The sequence below is a fragment of the Devosia sp. 1566 genome (assembly GCF_004005995.1).
Taxonomy (GTDB): Bacteria; Pseudomonadota; Alphaproteobacteria; order Rhizobiales; family Devosiaceae; genus Devosia.
Genome location: NZ_CP034767.1, coordinates 2,583,202 through 2,609,136, shown reverse-complemented (window position 1 = coordinate 2,609,136; position 25,935 = coordinate 2,583,202). Strand labels below are relative to the sequence as shown.

The window sequence follows — 25,935 nt, the reverse complement described above, 5'->3', positions numbered from 1 at the left end:
CGCGGCCGGCGCTCCCGTGCCGGCCGCATTCTGCCACCGAGGGAAATGTCATGGGTTTTTCGCAGCGCCTGAGCGCCCAGTATTACGCCGATCTGCACCGCGATATGCGTGCCCGCATGGCGGCGGACGGGATCGACCTGCTGCTGCTCGATGCCAATGACGACATCATCTATACCACCGGCTTTTCCCATTATACGACCGAGCGGCCGGTGGTGTTCGCGCTGACACAAGACAGCGCCTATCTGCTGGTGCCAGAGCTGGAGCGTCATCATGCGCTCGACCAGCAGGCGGCGGCGGAGCTCGTCGTTTATTTCGAATTTCCGGGCCGTGACCGTCCCTTCGATGTGCTTGGCCGCGCCATTGGCAATATCGGTGGCGTCGTTGGCCATTCCGGCGGCATTTCGCTGGCGCGGGTGCCCCAGATCGCTGCTGCCTTCCCCAATGCGCGCGTGCTCGCTTCCAACATCGTCAGCCAGATGCGCATCCTCAAGCGCCCTGAAGAAGTGGCGTTGATGCGTGAGGCGGGGCGTATCTCCGATTCCATGGTGGCGGCCGGGGTGGAACTGATCGCTGAGGCCCTGCGCGGCAATTGCGAGATGCCCACCGAGATCGAGCTCGAAGCCCATGTTATTCGCCATGCGCTCGACACCATGTATCGCGAGCATGACAATGTGATGCTGGTGCAGGGCATTGCCGGCGGGCTCGTTTATTCGGGCGCCCGCTCGGCCTTTCCCCATGGCATGCCATCGGGGCACCGGCCGCAGCGCGGGGAAAGCATCATCCTGTCGCTGGGCTGCCGGGTCGGGGGACGCGCGGCCGAAAGCGAGCGCACCTTCATCCTAGGCGAGCCGAGCCCCGAGCAGGAGCGCTATTACACCATCGCGCAAAAAGCCCAGCAGATTGGCCGCGAGGGCCTTGTCGCGGGCGCTACCTGCGCCTCGGCCGACGATGCGGCGCTGGGTTACATCAAAGGCGAGGGCGTCGGCGAATACTGCCTGCATCGGGTTGGGCACGGCATGGGCGTGATGTTCCACGAGCCGCCTTGGGTGGAGGGCGGGGACGACACGATCATGCAGCCCGGCATGGTGTTTTCCTCCGAGCCGGCGCTTTACGTGCAGGGCCTGGGGGGCTTTCGCATCTCCGACACAGTGCTCGTCACCGAAGCCGGGCCCGATAGCTTGACGCATTATCCGCGCGAGCTCGCGCAAATCGTTATCGGCTGAGGGCAGGGCAGGTGCTGGCTTATATCACCCGGCGATTGCTGTTGTTGATCCCAACCGCAATCGGCATCGTCATTCTGACTTTTGGCCTGCTCTTGCTGGTGCCGGGCGATCCCGCCTCGGTGCTGCTGGGGCAGAACGCGACGCCTGAAACAGTGGCGAGCCTGCGCACGGCCATGGGGCTGGATGATCCCTGGTTTATCCGGCTGTGGGATTACTTCGTGGCGCTGCTGCATGGCGACATGGGGCAGTCGATCTTCCAGACCCAGCCTGTCAGCACCATCATTGCGGGCCGTCTCGGCGCAACGCTGGAATTGGCGGTGGTGGCGCTGGTATTGTCCATCATCATCGGGATGACGCTGGGCGTGGTTGCGGCCATGCGGCAGGGCTCGATCATCGACACCGCGGCGATGCTGTTTGCACAGCTGGGCGTTTCCATGCCGATCTACTGGCTGGGGCTGCTCTTGATGCTGGCCTTTGCGGTAGTGCTGGGCTGGTTGCCCGCAGTGGGCCGGGGCGAGCCCTTGCCGATGGCGCTGGTTGCAGCGTTGAGCGGGCGTCCGGGCGTGCTGCTCGACTCGTTGTCTCACATCCTGCTGCCCGCATTGGCGCTTGCCGCCAATACGTCGGCGATCATCTCCCGGCTGGTGCGGACCTCCATGCTCGAAGTGCTGCGCGAGGATTTCGTGCGCACCGCCTATGCCAAGGGTTTGCGGCGAGGCCGCGTGGTCGTGCGCCATGCGCTGCGCAACGCGCTGCTGCCGGTGATCTCGGTGATCGGGCTGCGCTTCGGCGCCTTGCTGGGCGGAGCGGTGCTGGTGGAATCCATCTTTGCCTGGCCGGGGCTCGGGCAGCTGACGATCGGGGCAATCGCGCAACGCGACCTGCCGCTGATCCAGGGCATCGTGCTGACCTTTGCCATCATCTATGCGCTGGTGAACCTCGTGGTTGACCTGCTTTACGCCGCGGTTGATCCGCGGATCCGGTTGGGGTGATCCGATGCGTATTCCCAAGATCTTCCGCAACACTTCGCTTGTCGTGGGCGCGCTGATTACGCTGTTCATCGTGCTTTGCGCTGTCCTCGCGCCCTATATGGCCACGCATGGCGTTGAGCAGATGGATATGCGCAACCGCTTTGCCGGGCCAACGGCCGAGCACTGGCTAGGCACGGACAATTTCGGGCGGGACCTGTGGTCGCGCCTCGTGTTCGGGGCGCAGGTGTCGCTGTCAGTAGCATTGATGTCGGTTGGCGGGGCCGTGGTGATCGGTACCACGGTTGGGCTGGTTGCGGGCTATTTCGGCGGCTGGGTCGACCTGCTGTTGATGCGGATCACCGACATCTTTCTTGGCTTCCCCGCCATTGTCCTGGCGCTGGCGATCATCGCGGTGCTGGGGCCGGGTATCTATAATATCTCGCTGGCGCTGGTGATCGTGTTCTGGACCGAATATGCGCGGGTAGTGCGGGCAACGACGCTGGTGCTGCGCGAGCAGAACTATGTGCAGGCAGCCCGCGCACTCGGGGCTTCGCCGCTCCGCATCATTTTCCGGGAAATCCTGCCCAATGCGCTGGGGCCAATCATCGTGCTGGCCTCCCTGGGGTTGGGCACCGCGATCATTGCCGAATCGGCGCTCTCGTTTCTCGGTTTCGGGCTGCCGCCCCCAACTCCAACCTGGGGCTGGACGCTCTCTTATGGCACCCGCTTCATCCGCGACGAGCCCTGGCTCTCCATCATCGCGGGCGCGACCATCATGGTCACGGTGCTGGGCTTCAATCTGCTTGGCGACGGGTTGCGCGACATTCTCGACCCACGCCAGCTCAGCCGCTCGGCTGGCAACAAGTAACCAATCTTTCTGCGAACAAAGGACTACCCAATGGTCAAGGCGATCAACAAGCTCCGCCCCAAATTCACCACCCATGCCGATGGCAGCGACGCCGTGCTGTTCATGCACGAACTCGTGGGCGAAGAGGACGGGCCAACCGTTGGCATCTGCGCTTCAATTCATGGCAATGAAAACACCGGCTCGCAGGCCATTCTCGAGCTTTACCGGCAGATCAAGGACGTCAAGCTCAAGGGCCGCATCATCCTGCTGCCGGTGGCCAATCCGCGCTCCTTTGCGGTCAATCACCGTCACAACCCGCTGGACCAGCTGAACCTGAACCGTGAGTTCCCCGGCGATCCGCGCGGCCCTTATTCGCAGCAGCTGGCCCATGCGCTGGCAGAGGAGTTCTTTGCCAAGCTCGACTTCAATCTCGACCTGCATTCGGGCACTGACCGTCCGACGGTTGACTATGTTTATATCTGGAACGACGAGCCGCTCTCGCGCGCCTTCGGCTCCAAGATCCTGTATCGCCCGGTGAGCGGCAAGGCGGGCACGGTTTACGCGGGTACCAGCAAGAGCGTCTCGATGGACCGGCATGGCACCAAGGTCGTCACCATCGAGTTGGGTGGCGGCATTGTCGACCAGACCCCCTATGTGGAGCGCACCGTCGCGGGGCTCCTCAACCAGCTGCGCGTGATCGGCTCTATCGAGGGCGAGGTGATGCCCAATCCCCAGCAGGTGGTGGTGACCGAACTCGCCGGCATCCGGCCAAAGCATGGCGGCTGGCTCGAGCCCCTGGCGCCGGCCAATGGCGAGATCATCAAGGGCGGCAGCCTGCTGGGTCGCGTGGTCAGCCCTTATGACTTCGAGACCATCGAAGAGATCGTCACACCGTTCGAGAACGGCATCATGGTCATGCAGCACCTGACGCGCAATCTCGTGGAAGCGGGTGACTATGGCTTCATGGTCGGCAATCTCGACGGCGCCGAGCAATAGCCAGTTCGCGCCGCGCCCCGCAAAAGGAACAACGCCTATGAGCCCAACACCCGCCCCGATTGCTGCCGAGCCCGTGCTGGCCGTTGCGGACCTCGAAGTGCGCATTCGCGGCGAGCATGGCTCATTCGCTGTTGTTTCGGAAATGGCGCTGACGGTGTCGCCCGGCGAAACCGTTTGCATCGTGGGTGAATCAGGGTGCGGCAAGTCGATGACGGCGCTGTCGTTGCTGCGCCTCCTGCCCGAGGCGGCTTATGTCGCCTCGGGGCAGATCCACATCAATGGCGAGGATTTCCTCGCTATGGGTGAGCGGCGCGTGGAGGATTTCCGGGGCGAGCAGATCGCCATGATCTTCCAGGAGCCGCTGACCGCGCTCAATCCGGTGCTGACCATCGGCGAGCAGATCGCCGAGGCCGTGCGGCAGCACCGCAAGATCAGCCATCGCGATGCCATGGCGCGGGCGATCGAGACCTTGCAACTGGTGCAGATGCCCGACCCCAAGCGGCGGGCCCGGCAATATCCGCACCAGCTTTCGGGCGGCATGCGGCAGCGCGCCATGATCGCTTTGGCGCTGGCCTGCGATCCGCGCATCATCGTGGCCGACGAGCCGACCACGGCGCTGGACGTGACCATCCAGGCACAGATCCTGGGTTTGATCTCGGACCTGCAGGAGCGACTGGGCACGGCGCTGGTGCTGATCACCCATGACCTGGGCGTAGTGGCCGAGGTCGCCGACCGGGTGGTGGTGATGTATGCGGGGCGCCGGGTGGAGGAGGCCAGTGTTTATGACCTCTTCGATCGACCCATCCACCCCTATACGCTGGGCCTGATGGGGGCCATTCCACGCTCGGTGCCGGGCCAGCAGATCGGCGAGCGGCTGGTGGATATTGCCGGCACGGTGCCTCCGCTCTGGGACTTGCCGAAGGGCTGTGCCTTTGCGCCGCGCTGTCCGCGCGCTTCGCAGCGGTGCTTCGAAGAACGTCCCCCCCTGGTCGAGAAGCGCCCCGGTCACCTGGCCGCTTGTTGGGAACATGTTGATGCTTGATAACGCTTCGCCGCTCCTCGCCGTTGAAAATCTCGAAGTGCATTTTCCGGTTCGCGCCGGGATCCTCCAGCGCCAGGTGGGCGCCGTCAAAGCCGTGGATGGGGTGAGCTTTGCGATTGGCCGGGGCGAAACGCTGTCGCTGGTGGGGGAATCGGGCTGTGGCAAGTCGACGACCGGCCTCGCGCTGATGGGGCTGGTATCCCCCACCGGCGGGCGCGTGTCCTTTGATGGCCAGGAGATCACGACCTTTAACCGCCGCACGCTGCGCGATTATCGCCGGCGCATGCAGATCGTGTTCCAGGACCCCTTCTCCTCGCTTAATCCGCGCCAGCGCATCCGGCAGGCGATCCGGGCGCCGCTCGATATCCACGGCATTGGCACGCCGGCCGAACGAGATGCCGAAGTGCGGCGGCTGATGGACCGGGTTGGGCTGCGGCCCGATCAGGCCGACAATTTCCCGCACCAGTTTTCCGGCGGGCAACGCCAGCGCATCGGCATTGCGCGCGCCTTGGCGCTCAAGCCCGATATCATCGTGTGCGACGAGCCGGTGTCGGCGCTCGACGTGTCGGTGCAGGCGCAGATCCTCAACCTGTTGGGTGATCTGCAAAAGGACCTGGGCGTGTCGTTTCTGTTCATCTCGCACGATCTGGGCGTGGTGGAGCATATCTCCCACCGGGTGGCGGTGATGTATTTGGGCAAGATCGTCGAGCTCGCGCCCAAGGCACCCATCTTTGCCGCGCCGGTGCACCCTTATACTGAATTGCTGATGCGCTCGGCGCCAAGCCTTGATCCGCGCCAGCGGCATCGGTTCAGCGCCAGCAGCGATGACATGCCGAGCGCCATCAACAAGCCTTCGGGCTGCCCGTTCCGTACGCGCTGCCCGCTTGCGACCGAAATCTGCAAGACGCAGGAGCCGGCGCTCACGCCGCGGGGCGAGGATCGCTTCGCCGCCTGCCACCACCGCTAGAGCGAGAGTAATTCGATGAACCAGCCCATTCTTTTGACCGGCGGGCGCGTGCTCGATACCGAGGCCGGCGCCTTGCGTGACAACCTGCAAGTGCTGGTTGTCGGCAAGCGGATCGTTGCGGTGGGGGAGAGCATCGAGGCGCCGTCGCAGGCGCGGCGGGTGGAGCTCAATGGCGCCACGCTGATGCCGGGGCTCATCGACTGCCATGTGCATGTGGTGGCGGAAAGCCTCGATCTCTGGTCCAATATGGTGGCCCCGTCCTCGCTGGCCGGGCTGCGCTCGGCACGGGTGATGGAAGAAGCGCTGCAACGCGGCTTCACCACCCTGCGCGACCTTGGTGGCGCTGATCATGGCCTGGTTCGCGGCGTCGAGGAGGGGCTGATCGACGGCCCGCGCCTCGTTATTTGCGGCAAGGGGCTGACCACGACCGGCGGGCATGCCGATCTGCGTCCGCGCACCGATGCCCGGCCGGGGATGATGTCGGACCGGCTGGGCTCGATGGGCCTGATCGCCGATGGCGTTGACGAGGTGCGGGCGGCCTGCCGGACCATGATCAAGGAAGGCGCCCGGTTCATCAAGGTGATGGCCAATGGCGGGGTGTCTTCGCCCAACGATCCCATTCACTCCATCCAGTATTCGCGCGACGAGATCGCCGCGATGGTGGAGGAGGCCGAGAATGCCGGGCTTTATGTCTCTGCCCATGTTTACACCGATGCTGCAATCCGGCGCTGCGTGGAACTGGGGGTGCATTCGCTCGAGCACTGCAATCTGATCACGCGCGAAACCGCCGAGATGGCCGCGAAGCGCGGGTGCATCGCGGTCCCAACGTTGGTGGCCTATGAGGCGCTGTGGCTGGAGGGCCAGGCGCTCGGGCTGGGAGAGGCGGAGTTCGCCAAGATCGATACGGTGCGCCAGGGTGGGCTCGCGTCCCTCGCCATCATGCGCGATGCCGGCTTGCCGATGGCCTTTGGCTCGGATCTGTTGGGGCAGTTGCGGGCATATCATGCCCGCGAGTTCGGGCTCTTGGCCGAGGCGCTTACCCCGGCCGAGATCATCCAGTCGGCCACGCTGATTGGAGCGCGACTTTGCGGCATGGCAGGCGAACTGGGCACAATTTCACCGGGAGCTCTCGCCGATCTGCTGGTGGTGAATGGTGATCCGCTCAGCGACATCGGAGTGCTGGGCAAGCCCGAGAACCTGGCGCTGATCATGCGCGATGGCGCTGTATTCAAGGACGACTTCGCTACGGCTTGAGCAGTCCAGGCAGGTCGCGAGACTGCGGCCGCTAGAAGTGTTCGCCCGGGCGGAAGGGGCCGAAGCGGGTGCCAGCGGTGACGAGGAAGGCGGTGGACCAGCCGATCATCAAAAAGCCGGTGACGCCTTCGAGGGCCGCGAGCAGGCGCCAGGAAGGGGCGGGGACAACATCGCCAAAGCCGACGGTGGAATAGGTGATGGTGGAGAGATAGAGCGAGGTGTCGAAATCGGGCGCAACGCCAACCGCCCAGAAGCAAAAGGCCCAGAGCCAGATTTCCACCGTCGCGACGGCGAAGAGACCGAGCACGACGCCAACCATGAGCCCGATGCGGTGGTGTGAGCGGGCCAGCCGGAAGCGCTTGGCGAGCCCCGTTGCGGTCCGGGTGATGGAGATCAACCCCAGGACGTGGATCAAGACCGTGGCGGCGATCAGCCCGGTTCCGAGCGCGAGAATAGAGATCGAAGCTGGCATGGTGGGGGTTCGGTGTGTTGGTCGATGTCGGCCGCACTAGGCAGGGCTGGGCCGACCTTAGTCAATCGCCGCGAGACATGGGCGGGTGAATTGGTTCCTGTTGGAGGTGGTAACAAAACAGTTTTGACTATTTGCGACCGCCTTTACACCGACTTCTCCGCGGCGGTGATGGTGTCAGTACTGTTTTGCTGTGCACGCTGGAAATTGTGGCAGACGATCTTTGCTGCCGCAAGTTATAGGGGCGGAACAGCCAGTATAGGGCGGGGTTGTTTGGGCATCATCTTCCCGAAAGGAGAACACATGCACAGACGTACCATTATGGCCGGCACTGCCGCCCTTGCTTTGTTGCCAATGGCCGGCATTGCCTTTGCCCAGACCTCGAGTGTCGACCAGGCCAAGCTGCCGGCGCTGATGGGCGGCGACTATGCGACCGCCACCAGCAAGCTGGCGGCGCAAAAGGCTACCAACCGTTCGGTCAAGACCTTTGCCGAGCTTGAAATCGCCGAGCAGGCGGCTGTTGCCGAAGCCTTTGGCTCCGAGCCCGGTGCTGCGGGCCTCAGCGAAGAGCACGCGGCAAAGCTGGCAGCACTTGAAGCTGCCGATGGCGCCGAGTTCGACGCGATGTATATCGATGGCCAGATTGAGGGCCATGAAGAGCTGCTCAAGATCCACCAGACCTATGCCAAGAATGGCGATGATCCAATGGCGCGTGGCGCGTCCATGGTCGGGGTTACCGGCATCCAGACGCATCTGGTGATGCTGAACTCGATCCGCAATTCGCTCACATAAGCTCCCGATTGCCGAGTTTTGTCGAAGGGCTCCGCTTGTTGGACGGAGCCTTTCTTTTTCAAGCAGGCTAGAGCGTTCCGGCCAGATAGCGCTCGAGCGTTGCGGCGGTGCCGTGCTGCCAGAGGCTGTTGAGCGCCGTGCCGAAGGCGGTGGCGAAAGCCGGGTTGCGGCCGAGATCGCCATAGATATCGGTCATTCCGAGCCAGGCTTGTGGGTCGGTTTTGGCGACGGCAGCCTGTTGGGTGAGGCGATCCCAGGATGGATCGTTGGGCGCGATGGTGGCGCCGCTATCGGTGGTGCCAAAGCAATAGCGGCACCAAAGGGCCGACACCAGCGCGAGCCCGGTAACGGATTGGCCGGCGGCCACCCGATCCATGGCGGTCGGGATGATGAATTTGGGCTGGCGGTTGGAGCCATCGAGCGCGAGGCGGCGAATGGTGTCGCCGATCTTGGGATTGGCGAAGCGGCGCTGGCAGAGTGCGGAATAGTCACCCAGATCGGTGTCGGGCACCGGGGGGACGACGGGGATGATTTCGTCCTGCTCGACCTTGGCGAGAAAAGCCGAGACCAGGGGATATTCCATGGCTTCGTGCACGAAATGCACGTCGAGCAGGCCCGCAGGATAGGCGATGGTGGCGTGGCCGCCATTGAGGATGCGAATCTTCATGTGCTCGTAGGGCGCGACATCGTCGACGAACTGCACGCCGACCGTTTCGAGCGCCGGGCGGCCGGCAGGGAAATTATCCTCCAGCACCCATTGGCGGAAGCTTTCGCAAAAGACGGGCCAGTTATCCTCGATGCCGAACTGCTCGAGCAGGAGCGCGCGTTCGCGCTCGGAGGTGGCGGGGGTGATGCGATCGACCATGCTATTGGGGAAGGCAACGGCGGTGCGCACCCATTGGGCCAGGGCCGGGTCGACGAGTTCGGCAAGGCCCGCCACGGCATTTTGGGTGACATGGCCGTTGCCCGGGATGTTGTCGCAGCTCATCACGGTGAAGGGGGCGATGCCGGTGTTGCGGCGGGCGAGGAGGCCGGCAAGGATCAGCCCGAACGTCGTGCGCGGCGCGTCCATATGGGCGGCGTCATAGACGATATCGGGGTGGGTCGGATCGAAGCGCTGGGACGCCGGATCGATATAATAGCCGCCCTCCGTGATGGTGAGGGAGACGATGCGCGTGGCCGGATTGGCGAGGCGCGCGAGGATCGCGGCGCTGTCGCCAGGCTGGATGTAGTCGATCATGGCGACGGTGACGCGGGCGGAACTGTGGTCGGCTTCCTGCTCCACCACGGTGGTCAGCCAATCCTGGGCCCCGAGCTTTTGCCGGACGGCTTCATCGGCCTCGCGCACGCTAGCGCCGATCAGCGCCCAATCATGGTCGCGGCCGGTGGCAAAGAGATCATCGAGATAAACCGCCTGGTGGGCGCGGTGGAAGTTGCCGACGCCGAAATGCACGATGCCGGGGGTGAGGGCCGCGCGATCATAGGCGGGGACAGACGCCGTGGAGAGGGTGGAGAGGGTGGCGGCGGAAAGCTTGGTGGTCATATCTGGTCCTCGATGCCTCGGCGGGCGGTTCCTCCGGCAAAGAGGGGCCGGTGTCGCGCTGATGTCGCGTAGCATTGGCCGACCCCACCCTCAATCCCTCCCGCGAGAGGAGGGCGTCGATGGCCCCGCCATTGCGCGACTGACTAGATCGCCACACCACCCGCATCGAAGCGGTAGATGCGGGTCGGATCGGGGGCAAGATAAACCTCGTCGCCGTGGCTGAAGATCTGCTCGCCGTCAGTGCGCACGGTCATGAGGCCCATGCCTTCGAGATGGACATGGAGGAACGTGTCGGAGCCCAGCTGTTCGGCGACCCCGACAACGCCGCGCCAGCCGCCGGGCAGGGGGGTGGTGCTGATGGCGAAGTGTTCGGGGCGGATGCCGATGGAATGGGCGTCGTGCTTGCCCGCTTCCGGGCCGTCGATGAAGTTCATCTTGGGCGAGCCGATGAAGCCGGCGACAAAGCGGTTGGCGGGGCGCTTGTAGAGCTCGAGCGGGGAGCCGAACTGTTCGACTTTGCCGGCATTAAGCACGACAATGCGGTCGGCCATGGTCATCGCCTCGACCTGGTCGTGGGTGACGTAAACCATGGTGGTCTTGAGCTGCTGGTGCAGTTCGGTGATCTCGAGGCGCATGTTGACGCGCAGGGCGGCGTCGAGATTGGAAAGCGGTTCGTCGAACAAGAAGGCCTTGGGCTCGCGCACGATGGCGCGGCCAATGGCGACGCGCTGGCGCTGGCCGCCTGAGAGGGCGCGGGGGCGGCGATCGAGATAGGAGGAAAGGTTGAGGGTCCGCGCGGCGTATTCGACCTTTTGCTCGATCACCTCCTTGGACGCCTTGGCCATTTTGAGCGGGAAGGCGATGTTGTCGCGCACGGTCATGTGCGGATAAAGCGCGTAGCTCTGGAACACCATGGCGAGGCCGCGGCGGGCCGGGGGCGCTTTGGTCATGTCCTGCCCGTCGAGCAGGATGCGGCCGCCCGTCGTGTCCTCGAGCCCCGCGATCAGGCGCAGCAGGGTAGACTTGCCGCAGCCGGAGGGGCCGACAAAGACCACGAACTCGCCTTCGCGGATATCGAGGGAGATATCGGGGATGACATGCACATCGCCGAAGGATTTCTGGACGTGTTCGAGGGTGATGGAGCCCATTTCTCAGTGGTCCTTCGCCTGCGCAGTGTTTCGGGATGTTTGCTCCCTCCCCCCTTGAGGGGGAGGGTTGGGGTGGGGGGTGGTTCGGTGGGGCACTGAGGGACCCCCTCCCTCGATCCCTCCCCTCAGGGGGGAGGGAAGGGCAGGAGCCGATGGATTCGTGAGGAGGACAAACATCATTTCACCGCTCCGAAGGTGAGGCCGCGGACGAGTTGTTTTTGGCTGAACCAGCCCAGGAGCAGGATGGGGGCGATGGCAAGGAGCGAGGCGGCGGAGAGTTTGGCGAGGAAGAGGCCCTGCGGCGAGGAGAAGGAGGAGATAAAGGCGGTGAGCGTGCCGGCGCGGCCCGAAGTCAGGGTGATGCTCCAGAAGGCTTCGTTCCAGGCGAGGATAACGTTGAGCAGGAGCGTCGAGGCAATGCCGGGCACGGCCATGGGCACAAGGACATGGACGATCTCGTTCCAGAGCTCGGCGCCATCCATGCGCGAGGCTTCGAGGATGTCGACCGGGATTTCCTTGAAGTAGGTGTAGAGCATCCAGATGATGATGGGCAAGTTGATCAGGGTCATGATGATCGTGAGCCCATGCACGGTGTCGAGCAGGCGCAGGTCACGAAAGATCAGGTAGATCGGGATGAGGACGCCGACGGCGGGCATCATCTTGGTGGAGAGCATCCACATCAGCACGTCCTTGGTGCGGCGCGTGGGGGCGAAGGCCATGGCCCAGGCGGCGGGGATGCCGATCAGGAGGCCGAGCAGGGTTGAGCCGAGCGAGACGATCACCGAATTGGTGGCGTGCTTGATGTAGTCGCTGCGCTGCTGGACGGCGGCAAAGTTTTCGAGGGTGAAGGTTTGCGGGAAAAAGGTCGGGCGGGCGGCGATGGCCTCCGCCTCGGTCTTGAAGGCGGTGAGCAGTGTCCAGAGAATGGGGGAGAACAAGAGGAGCGCGATCACCCAGGCGAGGAGGGTGAAGCCGATGCGGGTGCCGGTGGAGGCGTTGCGGGCCATGTCAGCGGGTTCCTCCGGAGTTTTGGCGTGGGAACACCCCCCACCCATCCTCCCCCACAAGGGGGGAGGTGCTGCATCGCGCTTGCGGCCCCTTCGCCATGCCACCAGTCGCAGACCCCCACCCCGGCCCTCCCCTCAAGGGGGAGGGAGGGCATGGTAGGAGCGTTGGGGCGGACCAGCTACTCATCGAGGTTCTTTCCCACCGCGCGCATCAGGAAGATGGCGACGATGTTGGCGAGGATCACCGCGACCACGCCGCCCGCGGAGCCGGCGCCGATGTCGTTGGAGAGGATGCCGGTGCGGAAAACGAGGAAGGTCAGGTTGGTGGAGGCGTAGCCCGGGCCGCCGCCGGTGGTGACGCGGATTTCGGCGAAGATGCCCAGGAGGAAAATGGTCTGGATCAGGATCACGATGGTGATCGCGCGGGCCATATGGGGCAGGATGATGTAGCGGAAGCGGTTGACCGCCTTGGCGCCATCCATTTCGGCGGCTTCGCGCTGTTCTTCGGACAGGGATTGCAAGGCGGTTAGCAGGATCAGGGTGGCAAAGGGGAGCCACTGCCAGGCGACGATGACGATGATCGATTGCAGGGGAAACTGGTTGAACCAGTCGATGGGCTGCAGCCCCAAGGCGCGCCAGAGATGGCTGAGCATCCCGTAGCCGGGGTGCATGAAGCCGTTTTTCCACACCAGCGCCGCCACGGGCGGCATGACGAAAAAGGGCGAGATGACGATGATGCGCAAAATGCCCTGGCCCCAGATGGGCTGATCGAGCAGGAGCGCGAGGAAGGTGCCACCAATGACGGTGATCAGCAGCACGCCCCCGACCAGCAGCAGCGTATTGACGAGAGCCTGGGTGAAGCTGGGATCGCCAATGACATAGACATAGTTCGCCCAACCGGCGAAACCGGTCATCATCGGATTGAGCAGATTGTAGTTCTGGAACGAGAACCACAGGGTCATCACCAGCGGCACGATCATCCAGATCAAAAGGACAATCACGGCCGGGGCCATCATCAGGCGCGATAGGGTGCGGGTCTGGGCTGTGGCCATGCTTTTTGTCCGTTTTGCCCGGCGGGTCGGCGGTTTGGCTTCCTCCCCTTTGGGAAGGAGTGGGTTGAGGGCGGTGCAGTGAACCACCGAGGGACCCCCACCCTCGATCCCTCCCCTCAAGGGGGAGGGAGGCGCAGGGGCCCTGCTGTTTGCTTGCAACCGCCCGGGCGCGGGAAATGAAGAGCGGGCGGCCGCCGGCCTACTTGATGTAGCCGGCGCGGGTCATGTCGCGCAGGGTGGCGTCCTGGGCTTGGGCGAGGGCGTCGTCGGCGCTCATCTGGCCGGCAAGGGCGGCCGAGAAGAGTTGGCCGACATTGGTGCCGATGCCAGCGAACTCGGGAATGGCGACGAACTGGATGCCGGTATAGGGCACCGGATTGACCGTGGGCTTGCTCGGATCGGCGGCGTTGATGGAGTCGATGGTCATCTGCGCAAAGGGCGCGGTTTCCAAGTATTCCGCGTTTTCATAGAGCGAGGTGCGGGTGCCCGGAGGCACGTTGGCCCAGCCGTCCTGTGCGGCGACGGTATTGAGATAGTCCTTGCTGGTCGCCCAGTTGATGAACTGCTCGGCCGCTTCCTTTTGCTGGCTGGAATTGGGAATGGCCAGCGACCAGGCCCAGAGCCAGTTGGAGCGTTTGCCGAGGCCGGCATCGGGCGCCAGGGCGAAGGCGACCTGATCGGCGACGGTGGAATCGTCGGGATTGGTGACGAACGAGCCCGCGACCGTGGCGTCGATCCACATGCCGCACTTGCCCTGCTGGAACAAGGTCAGGTTTTCGTTGAAGCCATTGGAGGATGCACCGGACGGCCCAGCATCGGCCATGAGAGCCAGATAGGTGTCGAGCGTTTCCTTCCATTCGGGGGAATCGAATTGGGGCTGCCAGTTTTCGTCAAACCAACTGGCACCAAAGCTATTGGCCATGGCGGTGATGAAGGCGACGTTTTCGCCCCAGCCCGCCTTGCCGCGGAGGCAGATGCCGTTGATGTCGTTGGCCCGGTCGGTCATGGCGCGGGCGGCCTGGCCCACGAACTCCCAGGTGGGCGCATCGGGCATGGTGAGCCCGGCTTTTTCCATCAGGTCCTTGCGGTACATGATGAAGGAGGATTCCGCGTAGAACGGGGCGGCATATAGCTTGTTCTCGTAGGAGAGGCCCGCGCGCACCGGGGGAAGAATGTCGTCGACATCATATTCGGGATCGGCGCTCAGCACGTCGAGGGGCACCAGCCAGCCCTGGCGCGCCCAGATCGGCGCTTCATAGGTGCCGATGGTCATCACGTCATACTGCCCGCCATTGGTGGCGATGTCGGTGGTGACGTTCTGGCGCAGGGTGTTCTCCTCCAGGATCACCCAATTGAGCTGAATGCCGGTTTCTTCAGTGAAGGCGGGCGACAGGCCCTGCATGCGCACCATGTCGCCATTGTTGACCGTCGCGATGGTGAGCGTTTGGGCTGATGCAGAAGCGGCGAGCGCAAGTGTGAAAGCGCCCACGAAAAGGGGTGTGAGTTGCATTGTTTCCTCCCAAAGCCGCAACAATTTTGTTGCTGCGGCGATGGGGCAAGTACTCGCCTTCCGTGGCTAGTTGTCAAGCCTGCTATGCTTGGCAAGGGATGGCTTCCGCCTGAGATAAACTACGGCAAATTGCGCCGATCCGCAGATTTATCTGTGGTAATGCTGATGATGCATTGGGCGCCGCCCTCCGGAGGGCGGCTAAGCATTTCGATTGGGGCGCTGGAATGAACGCCGCGGACCGCTTTGGGGGCGATCGGCCGGGAAAAATGCGGTGCGGCAGGGTGGGTCGATCAGGGCATCAGCTGGCCGCCATTGACCTCGATGGTCTGGCCGATGATGTAAGACGACAGGGCGTCGGAGGCCAGAAACAGATAAGCGCCGACGCAGTCCTCGGCAACGCCCAGCCGGCCCTGCGGGATGGTGGCGAGCGCGGCGTCGAGCTGCGCCTGGGTGGAATAGCGCTCGTGGAAAGGGGTGGTGATCACCCCCGGGGCCACGGCATTGACCCGGATGCCGAAGGGGATCAGCTCCTTGGCCATGCCGCGGGTGACATTGCCGATAAAGGCCTTGGAGGAACCGTAAAGCCCCGCGCCATTGCTGGCGCCGTTGCGCGCTGCGATCGAGGTGGTGTTAATGATGAAACCACCATTGCGCTTGAGGTGCGGAATGGCCGCGCGGGTGGCCGAGAGCACCGACCGGGCGTTGAGGTCCATGACGGCGTCATAAAGCTCGTCGGTCCATTCCGCATAAGGCTGGCGTGCGACCATGCCGCCGGCATTGTTGATGAGCCCGTCCAAGCGGCCGAATCGTGCGGCGGTGTCTTCGACGGCCCGAGCCAGTTCACCCTGGCGCGACGCATCGGCCTGAACCAGGAAGACGGTGCCGCCGGCGGCTTCGATGGACTGGGCCAGGGTGGTGGCCTGGTCGGCGCTGCTGTTGTAGTGCAGGCCCACAAGGGCGCCCTGCTGGGCAAAGGCCTGGGCGAGGGCGGCGCCGATCCCGGTCGAGGCGCCGGTGATCAGAACAGCCTTGCCGGCGAGATCGGGAATGGTGAGGGTCGATGCGGGCACTTTGTGGTCCTCCAGAAGTGGAGCCCAGCGTTGCGACTGGATCACGGCTTGTCCACTGGTTTTTAGGGCGCATCGCCGCTAAACACAGCGTTTAGCAGGAGTGCGCATGGCTGCGGATCGCAAGGATATCCACAATTCGGACGTGCCAGTGCTGTGCCGCAGCTGCGAAGCGCGGCACCGGGGCATGTGCGGCGTGCTGGAGCCCGAGCAATTGGTGGCGCTGGCCAAGGCGACGCACAAGGCGCGCCACGAGCCCGGAACCGAGCTGATCGGGGAAAGCACCAAGATCCAGTCCTATGCCAATGTGATGCGCGGCGTGGTCAAGCTCACCAAGGTGCTGGAGGACGGTCGCCAGCAGGTGGTGGGGCTGCAGTTTGCTCCCGATTTCCTGGGGCGCTTGTTCGGATACGAAAATGCAGTGGCGGCAGAAGCGGCGTCGACGGTGGAGCTTTGCGTGGTGCCCAAGCGGGCGCTGGAAGGCTTGATCGCGGAGAACCCGGCGCTCGAGCATCGGTTGATGCAGCAAACGCTGCGCGAACTGGACGAAGCGCGAGATTGGATGGTGACGCTGGGGCGCAAGAGCGCCCAGGAAAAGCTCGCGAGCTTTCTTTACCTGCTGGCCACGCACTCGGACCCAGTGGCGGACCTCAAGGCGGGCGCCCGGTTCGAGCTACCGCTGACGCGGGCCGATATCGGGGATTTTCTGGGGCTGACCCTTGAAACCGTGTCCCGGCAGATCAGCAAATTGCGCCAGCTCGGGGTGATTGAGGTGACCCATAACCGGCAAGTCGAAGTGCCCGATCTCAAGCGTCTGCAGGCGCTTTGCGGCTGAGCTTGCGCGGGCCGAAGCGGCCGGACCAAGCTAGGGTGACGCATGGCGCCATCAAATCGGCGATAACCAACCTAGGTGAAGGCTTTCGCGAGCGGCTCGTGGCAAGCTAACATATGGCAAGTCGCTGGCAGCGGGAGCTGGCGGTTGTTCGCAACGTCACAGGGTGACTGACTAATCAGATGCTGAAGAATACCGAGCTGGCCGAGGCGGTCAGGAACACGGCCTATTTTCTGTGGGAACAGGATGGCCGCCCGGAAGGGCGAAGCTTTGAGTACTGGGTCAAGGCCAAGGAAATGCATTTGCGCCAGATGGCCTATGACCGCTGGCTGGCGGAAGGCACGCCCATTGGCCGCGCCGAAGAGATCTGGCGCGATGTGGCCGAGGAAATCGAAGACGACGACGCATAAGCAAACGGGCCCCGAACAGGGGCCCGCTGCGTAAGCTGGAGTGGCGGCAGGGATCAGTCCTTGGCGCGTTCCACATAGGAATTGTCTTCGGTCAGGATGACGATGCGGGTGCCGGCGCCAATATGGGGCGGGACCATGACGCGCAGGCCATTGTTGAGAACGGCGGGCTTATAGGAGGAGGACGCCGTCTGGCCCTTCACCACCGGCTCGGTCTCGACGATTTCGAAGGTCAGGCGCTGGGGCAATTCCATGGAAAGGGCAGTACCCTCAAAGGTCTTGAGGTGAACCTTCATGCCATCGATGAGATAAGCCTTCTGGTCGCCGATCACGTCATCGGCCACCGTGATCTGCTCGTAGTTCTCCGGGTTCATGAAGTGGTGGCCTTCACCATCGGAGTAGAGATAGTCGTATTCGCGGTCATCGACGTCGGCCTTTTCGACCATTTCGACGGTGCGCCAGCGGCCAACGACCTTCACGCCATCGCTGATGCGACGCATGTTGACGTTGGTGATGGAGTTGCCCTTGCCGGGATGCACGTTCTCAGCCGTCAGGACGACGTGCAGATTGCCGTCCTGCTCGACGACGTTGCCCTTGCGCAGCGAAGAGGCGATGACCTTGACCATTATTTCTTCCTTGTTCACGCCGACCGGGCGGCCTAAAGCGTTGGCACAGAGCGCCGGCCGGGACGTGGATGGGTTGTTCGGTGCCGCCCGATACCCCAAATCCGGCAAATTCACCAGCCCCGAGCATGAAAGAGGCGCAGTTGCCCCGCCAATCCTTGCCAGTTGCCGCATCACCATGGTGGACGCCCGAGCTGCATCGGGACCGTCGGCCCGTGCTGCTGGCGCGCAACAGGATCGAGGCGGGGGTGCGGGGATACCTGGCCGAGCACGACTTTCTCCTCGTGGATCCGCCGGGCTTGCAGCGCTCGCCGGGCAATGAAACCCATCTGCATGCGTTCGAGACCACTGCCATTGGCAATGACGGGGTGGGGCATCGCGCGTTCCTGCATACCTCGCCCGAATTTGCGATGAAAAAGCTGCTGGCGGCAGGCGAGCACAGGATCGCCAGCCTCGGGCATGTCTGGCGTAATCGCGAGCGGGGGGCGCTGCATGCCCCGGAGTTCACCATGCTCGAATGGTATCGGGTGGGCGAGGACTATACCGCGCTGATGGCTGACTGCATGGCGCTGTTGCGTTTGGCGGTCGCGGCGACAGGGGCAGAGCGGCTGCGGTTTCGCGGGCGGGAAGCCGATCCAGTCGCCGAGCCGGAGCGGTTGAGCGTGGTGGACGCGTTTGCGCGCTTTGCCGGGATTGATCTTTTGGCGACGATGGACGCTGAGGGTGAGACGGATGCGGCAGCGCTGGCCGCGCAGATGCGGGGGCAGGGGCTGCAGGTGCCGGCGGAGCATAGCTGGAGCTATCTCTTCAGCCTCGTGTTGACCGAAAAGGTCGAGCCCAATCTGGGGCTGGGGCGGGTGACGATCCTGGATCGCTATCCAGCGGCGGAAGCGGCGCTGGCGCGGCGCTGCGCGGATGATGCGCGGGTGGCGGAACGGTTCGAGCTTTATGCCTGTGGGGTGGAGCTGGCCAACGGGTTCGGCGAATTGACCAATCCAGAGGAGCAGCGGCAGCGCTTCGAGGCCGAGATGAATGAAAAGCAGCGCCTTTATGGGGAGCGTTACCCGATCGACGAGGAGTTTCTGGCCGCGCTGGCGCTGATGCCGGCGGCGAGCGGGATTGCCCTGGGGTTCGACCGGCTGGTGATGCTGGCGACGGGGGCGCCGCGGATCGATCTGGTGCAATGGGTGCCGGTGGCGGAGTTTGGCGCATGAGCGAAGGGCGGGCGATCCGGACGGCGGGCGAACTCGCGGTGGCGGGGCTGGTGGCGCCGGGCGCGGTGGCGGGGCTCGAGGCGGTGGCGGCGCGCTATGCCATTGCCCTGACGCCTGAGCTCGTGGAACTGATCGATCCGGCGGATGCGGCGGACCCGATCGCGGCGCAGTTCGTCCCCCAGCTGTCGGAGTTGCACACGACGCCCGAGGAGCGGGCCGACCCGATCGGGGATCTCAGCCATTCGCCGGTCGAGGGGATCGTGCATCGCTATCCAGACCGGGTCTTGCTCAAGGCCGTGCATGTGTGCCCGGTATATTGCCGGTTCTGCTTCCGGCGCGAAATGGTGGGGCCGCAGGGGCTGGGGACGCTCGCGCCCGAAGCGCTGGAGCGGGCGCTCGATTATATCCGCGCGCATGACGAGATCTGGGAAGTGATCCTGACCGGGGGCGATCCGCTGGTGCTGTCGCCCCGGCGGCTGCGGGCGATCACCGAGAAGCTGGCCGAGATCGCCCATGTGCGGGTGGTGCGGTTTCATACGCGGGTGCCGGTGGTGGAGCCGGGGCGGGTGGATGCTGAACTGATCGCGGCGCTCAAGGCGAGCGGCAAGACCACGTATCTTGCCGTGCATGCCAATCATTCCCGGGAGTTCACCCCAGGAGCGCGCGCGGCGGTGGCGCGGATGGCCGATGGCGGCATTGTGCTCGTCAGCCAATCGGTGCTGCTCAAGGGCGTGAACGACGACGTGGAAACACTGGCCGCGCTGATGCGCTGTTTTGTCGAGAACCGGATCAAGCCCTATTATCTGCACCACCCGGACCTCGCGCCAGGGACGAGCCACTTCCGGGTCGGCATCGAGGAGGGGCAGGCGCTGGTGGCAGCGTTGCGCGGGCGCATTTCCGGGCTGGCGCAGCCCACCTATGTGCTCGACCTGCCCGGCGGCCATGGCAAGGCTGATATCGGTAAAGCGGCGATTGCCGGCGGTGATGGATGCTTTACGGTGCGGGACTGGCAGGGGCAGGAGCATCGCTATCCGCCTGCCGGATAGATCACGGCGCGAGGCGTAATTGGCTGGCAAAGAGGGCAATGGCGGGCCGCCGCTGGACGAGCTCGAGCATGAATGGGGCAATGGCTCCATCGGCACCTATTTCGAATGGAAGGCGGCCAAGCAGCAGGCCTTTTACGGCGTGCCGATGGAAATCGCGCGGATGCGGGCGGAACGGGCGGCGCTGCTCGGGCTGACCTATGAAGAATATACGCTTGAACTGCTCGAGCGCGGGCGGTTTTTGCAGGCGAGCGACGCCGAACGGATTGCGCAGATCAAGGCCAAGCGGGGCGTGCGCTATTGAGGGAAGGCGCATGGCCACCTTCGGCTTACCCAGTCAAGGCGGTCGGAGACTCGCCTCCCCCGCTTCTGGCCTCCCCCGTTGAGGGGGAGGTGAAGAAAGGGGCTTACTGCTGGACCGTTTCAAGCGGGCGGCCGGCGGGGAAGATGCCGGACATGACCACGAAACCGGGGATGCGGCGGACGCGGTCGCTCCAGCGGCGCAGGGCTGGGTAATCGGCGCGGCTGATGCCCCCTTCCTCGGACAGCATCACATAAGGAAAGCAGGCGATGTCGGCGGTGGTCGGGTGGGCGGGCGAGCACAGCCAGTCGCGCCCTTCGCGTTCGCCGAACCAGAGATGCTCGTCCATGATGCGGAAGATGCGGTGGGCGCCGGCCTGGGATTTCTCGATGTCGAAATCATAGCCGTAGCCGAGCGCCAGGCGGGCGGCGGAACTGGTGGCGGTGATGTCATCGGCCACGGCGTGCCAACGCAGGATTTCGGCAGTGAGCGCAGGGTCCTCGGGGAACCACTGGCCGGAGGCGTCATACTTTTTGGCGAGATAGGCGAGGATGGCGCCGGAGTCGGAAAGCGTGAGGCCGTCATCGACCAGCACGGGCAGCTGGCCGAAAGGGTTGAGGCGCAAGAACCATTCGGATTTGTGCTGGCGGCCGGGGAAGAAGTCCACCGGCACGATGTCATAGCGTAGGCCAAGAATGCTCATCAGCAAGCGCAGCTTGTAACAATTGCCGGAGAGCTCGAAATCGTAAAGCGTGATGGTCATGGCTGGGGCTCGGTCTTTTCCCTCCCCCTTGAGGGGAGGGTTAGGGTGGGGCTTCGGGCAGGTCCGCAGGCATCGAGGCGGTTGCAGGGCCGGAACCCCCACCCTTGATCCCTCCCCTCAAGGGGGAGGGAGACGCAGGCTGCCGCTTTGGTGTTCACATCAGATATCCAGCACCAGCCGCTTGCCCTTGGCGCGGCTGACGCAGGTGAGGATGGCGCGGTTGGAGCGTTTTTCGGTTTCGTTGAGATAGACGTCCTGGTGGTCGACCTCGCCTTCGATCACACCGGTGAGGCAAGTGCCGCAGGCGCCTTGTTCGCACGAGCTGGGGGTTTGCAGACCCGCTTCGCGCATCACTTCGAGAATGGTCTTGCCGGCTGGGATCTGCAGGGTCATGGCCGAGCGGGCGAGTTCCACCTCGAAGGCCGAGGACTGGTCGATGACCTTGTCGTTCTTGAAATATTCGAAATGCACGGACTCGTCGGGCCAGCCCTGGGCCGCGGCGGTGGTGCGCACGGTTTCGAGCATGGATGCGGGGCCGCAGATGTAAACATGCTGGGCGCGGCTCCAGTGGCCGAGCGCCCCGGCAATAGTGCGGCCACTGTCTTCGCGCGAAAGACCGATGTGAGTGGTGATCTTGCCCGCCAACTGCCCCAGCTCCTCGCGGAAGGCGGCATGTTCGCCCTGGCGCACGAAGTAATGCAGCTCATAGGGCAGGTGGGACTTGTCGAGGAAACGCGCCATGGAGAGGATCGGCGTGATGCCGACGCCGCCGGCGATGAGGACGGTGCGGGTGGCGTCGCGGCGCAGCGGGAAGTTGTTGCGCGGCTCGCTGATGGCCAGCACGTCACCCTCCCTGACGCTTTCGATGAGGATCTGCGAGCCACCCTTGGAGGCGCTCTCGCGCTTGACGCCGATGGTGTAGCTGAGCAGGTCGCCCGGGCCATTGGTGATGGAGTATTGCCGGACGAGGCCGTTGGGGAGGTGCAGATCGATATGGGCGCCGGGCTGGAAGGTTGGCAGGTGGCCGCCATCGAGCGCCGCGAGCTCAAAGGCGACGATGCCATCGGCGCTGTCCCACTTGCGCTTGACCACGACGCGCAGGGTGTTGCCGCGCGGCACGGCGATATCGGGCATGGTGGAAAGCTCGGCCGAGACCGGGGCGAAGGCGGGCTGCAGCGGCTCGGGCGCGGGCTTGCGGCGGGCGGCGCGCTCGACGCGGTCGCGCAGCTGGGTGAGGCGCTCGTTGTGGTGGCGCAGCACGGCAAGAGGGTGGGCGGGCGAGCCTTCGATAAGGCCCCGGATCACGGCGCGGCCGGCGTCGACGGGCTGCACAAAGAACACGGCGCGCTCGATGACCTCACCCGACTGGGCGGTGAGGCGGATCGAAAGGGGCGACAGGCGCTCGATCATGGTGCGGGCGGCTTCGCCATCCAGCGCCTCGGCTGGCTGGAAGCGGTATTTTTCCAAAGCGATCGCTACGTCTTGGGGGGCGGCGTTCAGAGGGACGGGGCGCAGCGCGACCCAGTCGGCGCCATCGCTGCCGGCAAATGGGGCAAAGGGCTGGGCGTCGGCCGCGGCGGACCAGACGAGGCCAAAGGCCTCATGGGCGGGATAGGTGCGGTTGGTGATGCGGCGGGCCGGCGCGTCGGCCGGATGGGCGGGGATATAGGTGCAGCCGGCCGAGCGATTGGCATAGCGCCAGCCATGATACTGGCATTTCAGTTCGGCGCCCTCGTTGATGCCGATCGAGAGGCGTACGCCACGGTGTAGGCAGCGGTTTTCCCAGACATTGACATTGCCGTCATCGGCCCGCCAGACGGCCAGTTCGCGGCCCAGCAGCTGGCCCTGATAGACATGGCGGAAGGGCAGGTCATCGCTCGAGGCGATGGGATGCCAGGTGGTGTCGTCGAGGTCTAGGGGCATGGGTCAACCCAGGGCAAGTGGGGATCGCGCCACGATCGGGGGCAAACAGGCGGGGCTCTCCTGGCGTACGGGAGACCTTGGTGAGGGTTACCCTTAGGGCGGGGCTGTTCACAAGGGGGCGGGTGAAGAAAGAGGGTCGCAGGGGCGGTTGTCGGCGGGGCTGTGATCCCGATTGAGGAGAGGGGGTCGGGAGGGGGTGGCGCGGTGAGTGACTGAGGGACCCCCTCCCTCGGTCCCTCCCCTCAAGGGGGAGGGAAGGGCAGAAGCGGATGGCGTTGGGGGAGCTGGAAGTGCTGAATATGTGCTTTGCTTCGAAATCCGGACCGCGGAGGGGCCTGAACCCCCACCCTCGATCCCTCCCCTCAAGGGGGAGGGAGGCGATGGGGCCGATGGCTCTCGGACGGATGGTTTCGGTCGAGCACTGAGGTCCGGGGCTCGCGTCCCCCACCCCGGCCCTCCCCGGGAGGGGGAGGGTGAAGAAGGGGCTCAGCCCGATTACATCTTTTCGCCGGGGAGTTGGGCGGCCTGGTGGATCCAGGCGGTGAACTGGGCGGGGTCGATGGGGTCGTGTTCGCCGATATGGTAGGCGCGGACCTTGGGTTGGGTGGAGACGACCGGCGGGGGCGGGGTCAGGGCGTGGCCGTCAAAGAAGGTCACCTTGACGTATTTGTTGAAGCAATGGAGCGAGAGGAACCAGCGACCTTCGGCGGCGCCGTAAAGGGGGGAGTTCCATTTGACGGCCTTGTAGACGCCGGGAAGGGCGGCCGTGATCAGGCTATCGAGTTGCTCGCCGACGGCGCGCTTCCAGCCGGGCATGGCGGCGAGGTAGGCCTGGATTGGCTCGTTGCCGTGGCCTTTGGGGATTTGGGGATTACCGCCGGAGAGGAGTTTTGGTTCGCCCGTTGCTTGAGGAGTTGCGGACGGGCCTGAACCCCCACCCTTGATCCCTCCCCTCAGGGGGGAGGGAGACGACTGCTTGACTGGTGACATTGTTGTCTCCTCTTAGCGTGCGCCGTCTCGCCTTCGGTGTTCCCCACTTATCCCGCGACGGGAATGGTGCCGTAGGTGATGCCTTTTTGGCTGAGCCAGCGGCGATAGGCGATGGCGGATTTATCGGCGCGGATGGGGGTTTCGGCGCGGGGATCGAGCGGCAGGCGCTTGGGGAACTGGTTTTCGAGGATCGGCTTGTCCTGGCCGAAAATGGTCTGCTGGAAGCGGCGCAGATCGGTGATGGTGGAGGTCGAGTCGATCATCGATTGCAACAGATGGGCGCGGCAGCTTTCCTCGGTCACGGGCTGCAGGAAAATGCCGATCACGTCGCGGCGCGATTCATCCTCGGGGCAGGATTTGTAGAGCACCGAGCAGAAGGGGTGGGGGACGCGATAGACATACTCGACCTCGATGCCTTCGGTCGCCGAGAGGGCGGCGCGGGGCTGGAAGAAGCGGCAGCGGGTGGCGAGCACCTCGTCGCGTTCTTCGGACACTTCCACGTCGTATTCCTTGACCTCGGTATGGGGCTCGGAGCCGAGGATATCGGTGTGGACATAGGGGAAGTGGCCCATATCGAGGAAGTTCTCGACGGCGCGCGGGGCCGAGACATGGATGCCGATGGAGCCGCAGCTCATGTTGACGCGGTCAGGCTCGCTGTATTCGGGGATGGGGAAGAGCTCGGCGGACGGGGTGCCAAGGCTGGTCCAGGTATAGCCATAGCCGGTGCGCACGGGCAGGCGCTCGGTGATTTCGGCGGGATCGATCTCGTCGCCTTGCTCTTCATCGGTGCGGCGCCAGACCACGGGATTGCCCGCGGCATCGCGGGTGAGCGCGAGCTTTTGGCCAAGGAGCATGGTGGTTTCCACAAGGCCCTGGGGCACTTCATCGGTGGCGGCAATGACGTGCCAGAGGTCGAGGGTCGTGCGATCGATGGGCGAAGACATGGGCAGATCCAGGGGGAAGACCGCGCCAGCATAAGCGCTGGCTGGCGCGGTGCCAAGTTGGGGCGGGGCGATCAGCTTTCGCGGTAGATGTCGAAGGGCGCAAAGGCCTGGGTGGTGGCCATGAGCTGGAGGCGGTTGACGTTGACATGGGCGGGCAGGGTCGTGGTCCAGAAGATGGACTCGGCGATGTCCTCGGCGGTCATGGGCTGGGTGCCCTGGTAGGGCTTGCCGGCCTGGGCTTCGTCGCCCTTGAAGCGCACGAGGGAAAACTCGGTTGCGGTCAGGCCCGGCTCGATATTGGTGACGCGCACCTGCTTGCCCTGCACATCGGAGCGCAGGTTGAGGGCGAATTGTTTCACGAAGGCCTTGGTCGCGCCATAAACGCTGCCGCCGGGATATGGGTAATCGCCGGCGACCGAGCCCAGGGTGACGATGTGGCCGCCCCCGCGCGCGATGAGGCCGGGCAGGAGGGCGCGGACCGTATACATCAGGCCGTTGATATTGGTCGCGACCATGGTGTCCCAGTCGGCGATATCGGTTTGGGCGGCGGGCTGGAGCCCGAGGGCAAGGCCGGCATTGGCGATGACGATGTTGATGCCGGCAAAGGGCGCGGGCAGGGCGGCAATGGCGGCCTCAAGCGCAGCGCGGTCGCGAATGTCGAGGGTGATAATGTGGCAGTTCTCTGCACCCAATTCGTCGCGCAGGGCTTTGAGGCGCTCAGTGCGGCGGCCGGTGGCAATGACCTTGGCGCCCGCAGCGACATAGCGGCGGGCAGCTGCCGCGCCAAAGCCCGAGGTCGCGCCGGTGATGAAGACAACAAAGCGCGTGGGGTCGAGCATCTGGTACATGAGGGGTCCTACAAATGGTGTGGGCGAGCCGGGAACGTGGACTGGGCCGCGGCAGGGGTCAAGCGGGCGGGCGGCGTTAACCCGGTGCTAACCATGTCTTCAGGGGGTGCGGCGAATCGGCAACTCCGGTGGTCACAATTAGGAACAAATTGCGCGGAC

The 25,935-nt window shown here is 64.4% G+C and carries 26 protein-coding genes; 13 read left to right on the top strand and 13 right to left on the bottom strand.

The genetic code is table 11. From position 1 onward, the window contains the following. Nucleotides 1-50: 50 nt before the first annotated feature. Genes ELX51_RS12575 through ELX51_RS12545 form a run of 7 tightly spaced genes read left to right on the top strand, consistent with a single transcriptional unit; the run spans nt 51 to nt 7,300 of the window. The gene (locus ELX51_RS12575; protein ID WP_127753849.1) at nt 51-1,223 is read left to right on the top strand and encodes a Xaa-Pro peptidase family protein; all 1,173 of its coding nucleotides are present in this window, start codon (nt 51-53) and stop codon (nt 1,221-1,223) included. An 11-nt stretch (nt 1,224-1,234) separates the two neighbouring features. Then, nucleotides 1,235-2,215: an ABC transporter permease gene (locus ELX51_RS12570; RefSeq protein WP_127753848.1), complete on the top strand. Its 981-nt coding sequence runs from the start codon at nt 1,235-1,237 to the stop codon at nt 2,213-2,215. A 4-nt stretch (nt 2,216-2,219) separates the two neighbouring features. Further along, entirely contained in the window at nt 2,220-3,062 is an 843-nt protein-coding gene (locus ELX51_RS12565; RefSeq protein ID WP_127753847.1) for an ABC transporter permease, read from the top strand. A 30-nt stretch (nt 3,063-3,092) separates the two neighbouring features. Next, nucleotides 3,093-4,037, top strand: a complete 945-nt coding sequence (locus tag ELX51_RS12560) for a succinylglutamate desuccinylase/aspartoacylase family protein (RefSeq protein WP_127753846.1) — start codon at nt 3,093-3,095, stop codon at nt 4,035-4,037. A gap of 37 nt (nt 4,038-4,074) precedes the next feature. Continuing rightward, nucleotides 4,075-5,079, top strand: a complete 1,005-nt coding sequence (locus tag ELX51_RS12555; protein WP_127753845.1) for an ABC transporter ATP-binding protein — start codon at nt 4,075-4,077, stop codon at nt 5,077-5,079. After that, on the top strand, nt 5,072-6,046 hold the full coding sequence (locus ELX51_RS12550; RefSeq protein WP_127753844.1) for an oligopeptide/dipeptide ABC transporter ATP-binding protein: 975 nt from the start codon (nt 5,072-5,074) through the stop codon (nt 6,044-6,046). Before ELX51_RS12555 ends, ELX51_RS12550 begins: the two co-directional genes overlap by 8 nt. Nucleotides 6,047-6,061: 15 nt before the next feature. Next, on the top strand, nt 6,062-7,300 hold the full coding sequence (locus tag ELX51_RS12545; protein WP_127753843.1) for an amidohydrolase family protein: 1,239 nt from the start codon (nt 6,062-6,064) through the stop codon (nt 7,298-7,300). Between the two features lie 31 nt (nt 7,301-7,331). On the opposite strand, the gene ELX51_RS12540 is transcribed toward ELX51_RS12545, so the two are convergent. Further along, nucleotides 7,332-7,772, bottom strand: a complete 441-nt coding sequence (locus tag ELX51_RS12540) for a potassium channel family protein (RefSeq protein WP_127753842.1) — start codon at nt 7,770-7,772, stop codon at nt 7,332-7,334. A 300-nt stretch (nt 7,773-8,072) separates the two neighbouring features. Here ELX51_RS12540 and ELX51_RS20060 point away from each other — a divergent pair, with 300 nt between their 5' ends. Next, nucleotides 8,073-8,561 carry a DUF4142 domain-containing protein gene (locus ELX51_RS20060; protein ID WP_164854857.1) on the top strand — a complete coding sequence of 163 codons (489 nt, stop codon included), beginning with the start codon at nt 8,073-8,075 and terminating at the stop codon, nt 8,559-8,561. Nucleotides 8,562-8,628: 67 nt separating this feature from the next. On the opposite strand, the gene ELX51_RS12530 is transcribed toward ELX51_RS20060, so the two are convergent. From ELX51_RS12530 to ELX51_RS12505, 6 genes are all read right to left on the bottom strand, one after another. After that, nucleotides 8,629-10,104, bottom strand: a complete 1,476-nt coding sequence (locus ELX51_RS12530) for a mannitol dehydrogenase family protein (RefSeq protein ID WP_127753840.1) — start codon at nt 10,102-10,104, stop codon at nt 8,629-8,631. A 143-nt stretch (nt 10,105-10,247) separates the two neighbouring features. Further along, on the bottom strand, nt 10,248-11,252 hold the full coding sequence (locus tag ELX51_RS12525; protein ID WP_127753839.1) for an ABC transporter ATP-binding protein: 1,005 nt from the start codon (nt 11,250-11,252) through the stop codon (nt 10,248-10,250). 176 nt (nt 11,253-11,428) lie between these two features. Beyond that, nucleotides 11,429-12,259 (bottom strand): carbohydrate ABC transporter permease, encoded by an 831-nt coding sequence (locus ELX51_RS12520; protein ID WP_127753838.1) that lies wholly within the window; start codon nt 12,257-12,259, stop codon nt 11,429-11,431. A gap of 179 nt (nt 12,260-12,438) precedes the next feature. Then, nucleotides 12,439-13,311 carry a sugar ABC transporter permease gene (locus ELX51_RS12515; RefSeq protein WP_127753837.1) on the bottom strand — a complete coding sequence of 291 codons (873 nt, stop codon included), beginning with the start codon at nt 13,309-13,311 and terminating at the stop codon, nt 12,439-12,441. Nucleotides 13,312-13,510: 199 nt separating this feature from the next. Then, nucleotides 13,511-14,821, bottom strand: a complete 1,311-nt coding sequence (locus ELX51_RS12510) for a sugar ABC transporter substrate-binding protein (protein ID WP_127753836.1) — start codon at nt 14,819-14,821, stop codon at nt 13,511-13,513. A 290-nt stretch (nt 14,822-15,111) separates the two neighbouring features. Then, nucleotides 15,112-15,891 (bottom strand): SDR family oxidoreductase, encoded by a 780-nt coding sequence (locus ELX51_RS12505; protein ID WP_127753835.1) that lies wholly within the window; start codon nt 15,889-15,891, stop codon nt 15,112-15,114. A 106-nt stretch (nt 15,892-15,997) separates the two neighbouring features. Here ELX51_RS12505 and ELX51_RS12500 point away from each other — a divergent pair, with 106 nt between their 5' ends. Together ELX51_RS12500 and ELX51_RS12495 are read left to right on the top strand one after the other, a co-directional pair. Next, nucleotides 15,998-16,723 carry a Crp/Fnr family transcriptional regulator gene (locus ELX51_RS12500; RefSeq protein ID WP_127753834.1) on the top strand — a complete coding sequence of 242 codons (726 nt, stop codon included), beginning with the start codon at nt 15,998-16,000 and terminating at the stop codon, nt 16,721-16,723. A 179-nt stretch (nt 16,724-16,902) separates the two neighbouring features. Beyond that, nucleotides 16,903-17,130: a DUF2934 domain-containing protein gene (locus ELX51_RS12495; protein WP_127753833.1), complete on the top strand. Its 228-nt coding sequence runs from the start codon at nt 16,903-16,905 to the stop codon at nt 17,128-17,130. 53 nt (nt 17,131-17,183) lie between these two features. Here the strand turns inward: ELX51_RS12495 and efp are convergent, their stop codons facing one another. Beyond that, nucleotides 17,184-17,753 (bottom strand): elongation factor P, encoded by a 570-nt coding sequence (efp, locus tag ELX51_RS12490; RefSeq protein WP_127753832.1) that lies wholly within the window; start codon nt 17,751-17,753, stop codon nt 17,184-17,186. Nucleotides 17,754-17,908: 155 nt separating this feature from the next. Between efp and epmA the strand changes: the two genes are divergently transcribed. From epmA to ELX51_RS12475, 3 genes are read left to right on the top strand one after another with little or no spacing between them, the layout of a single operon-like run. Next, nucleotides 17,909-18,964 carry an EF-P lysine aminoacylase EpmA gene (gene epmA / locus ELX51_RS12485; protein WP_206524748.1) on the top strand — a complete coding sequence of 352 codons (1,056 nt, stop codon included), beginning with the start codon at nt 17,909-17,911 and terminating at the stop codon, nt 18,962-18,964. Further along, nucleotides 18,961-20,010, top strand: a complete 1,050-nt coding sequence (locus ELX51_RS12480; protein WP_127753830.1) for a lysine-2,3-aminomutase-like protein — start codon at nt 18,961-18,963, stop codon at nt 20,008-20,010. Before epmA ends, ELX51_RS12480 begins: the two co-directional genes overlap by 4 nt. A gap of 19 nt (nt 20,011-20,029) precedes the next feature. After that, nucleotides 20,030-20,311, top strand: coding sequence for a hypothetical protein (locus tag ELX51_RS12475; RefSeq protein WP_127753829.1), 282 nt, complete (start codon nt 20,030-20,032; stop codon nt 20,309-20,311). A 103-nt stretch (nt 20,312-20,414) separates the two neighbouring features. Here the strand turns inward: ELX51_RS12475 and ELX51_RS12470 are convergent, their stop codons facing one another. The 5 genes from ELX51_RS12470 to ELX51_RS12450 form a co-directional block, all read right to left on the bottom strand. Next, entirely contained in the window at nt 20,415-21,071 is a 657-nt protein-coding gene (locus ELX51_RS12470; RefSeq protein WP_127753828.1) for a glutathione S-transferase family protein, read from the bottom strand. Nucleotides 21,072-21,230: 159 nt separating this feature from the next. Beyond that, nucleotides 21,231-22,994, bottom strand: a complete 1,764-nt coding sequence (locus ELX51_RS12465; protein ID WP_127753827.1) for a Rieske 2Fe-2S domain-containing protein — start codon at nt 22,992-22,994, stop codon at nt 21,231-21,233. 495 nt (nt 22,995-23,489) lie between these two features. After that, a complete protein-coding gene (locus ELX51_RS12460) occupies nt 23,490-23,984 on the bottom strand; it encodes a DUF1801 domain-containing protein (RefSeq protein ID WP_127753826.1) in 495 nt (164 codons plus the stop codon). Nucleotides 23,985-24,031: 47 nt separating this feature from the next. Further along, entirely contained in the window at nt 24,032-24,928 is an 897-nt protein-coding gene (locus ELX51_RS12455; RefSeq protein ID WP_127753825.1) for an aromatic ring-hydroxylating dioxygenase subunit alpha, read from the bottom strand. 71 nt (nt 24,929-24,999) lie between these two features. Further along, a complete protein-coding gene (locus ELX51_RS12450) occupies nt 25,000-25,776 on the bottom strand; it encodes an SDR family NAD(P)-dependent oxidoreductase (RefSeq protein ID WP_127753824.1) in 777 nt (258 codons plus the stop codon). Between the last annotated feature and the right edge of the window lie 159 nt (nt 25,777-25,935).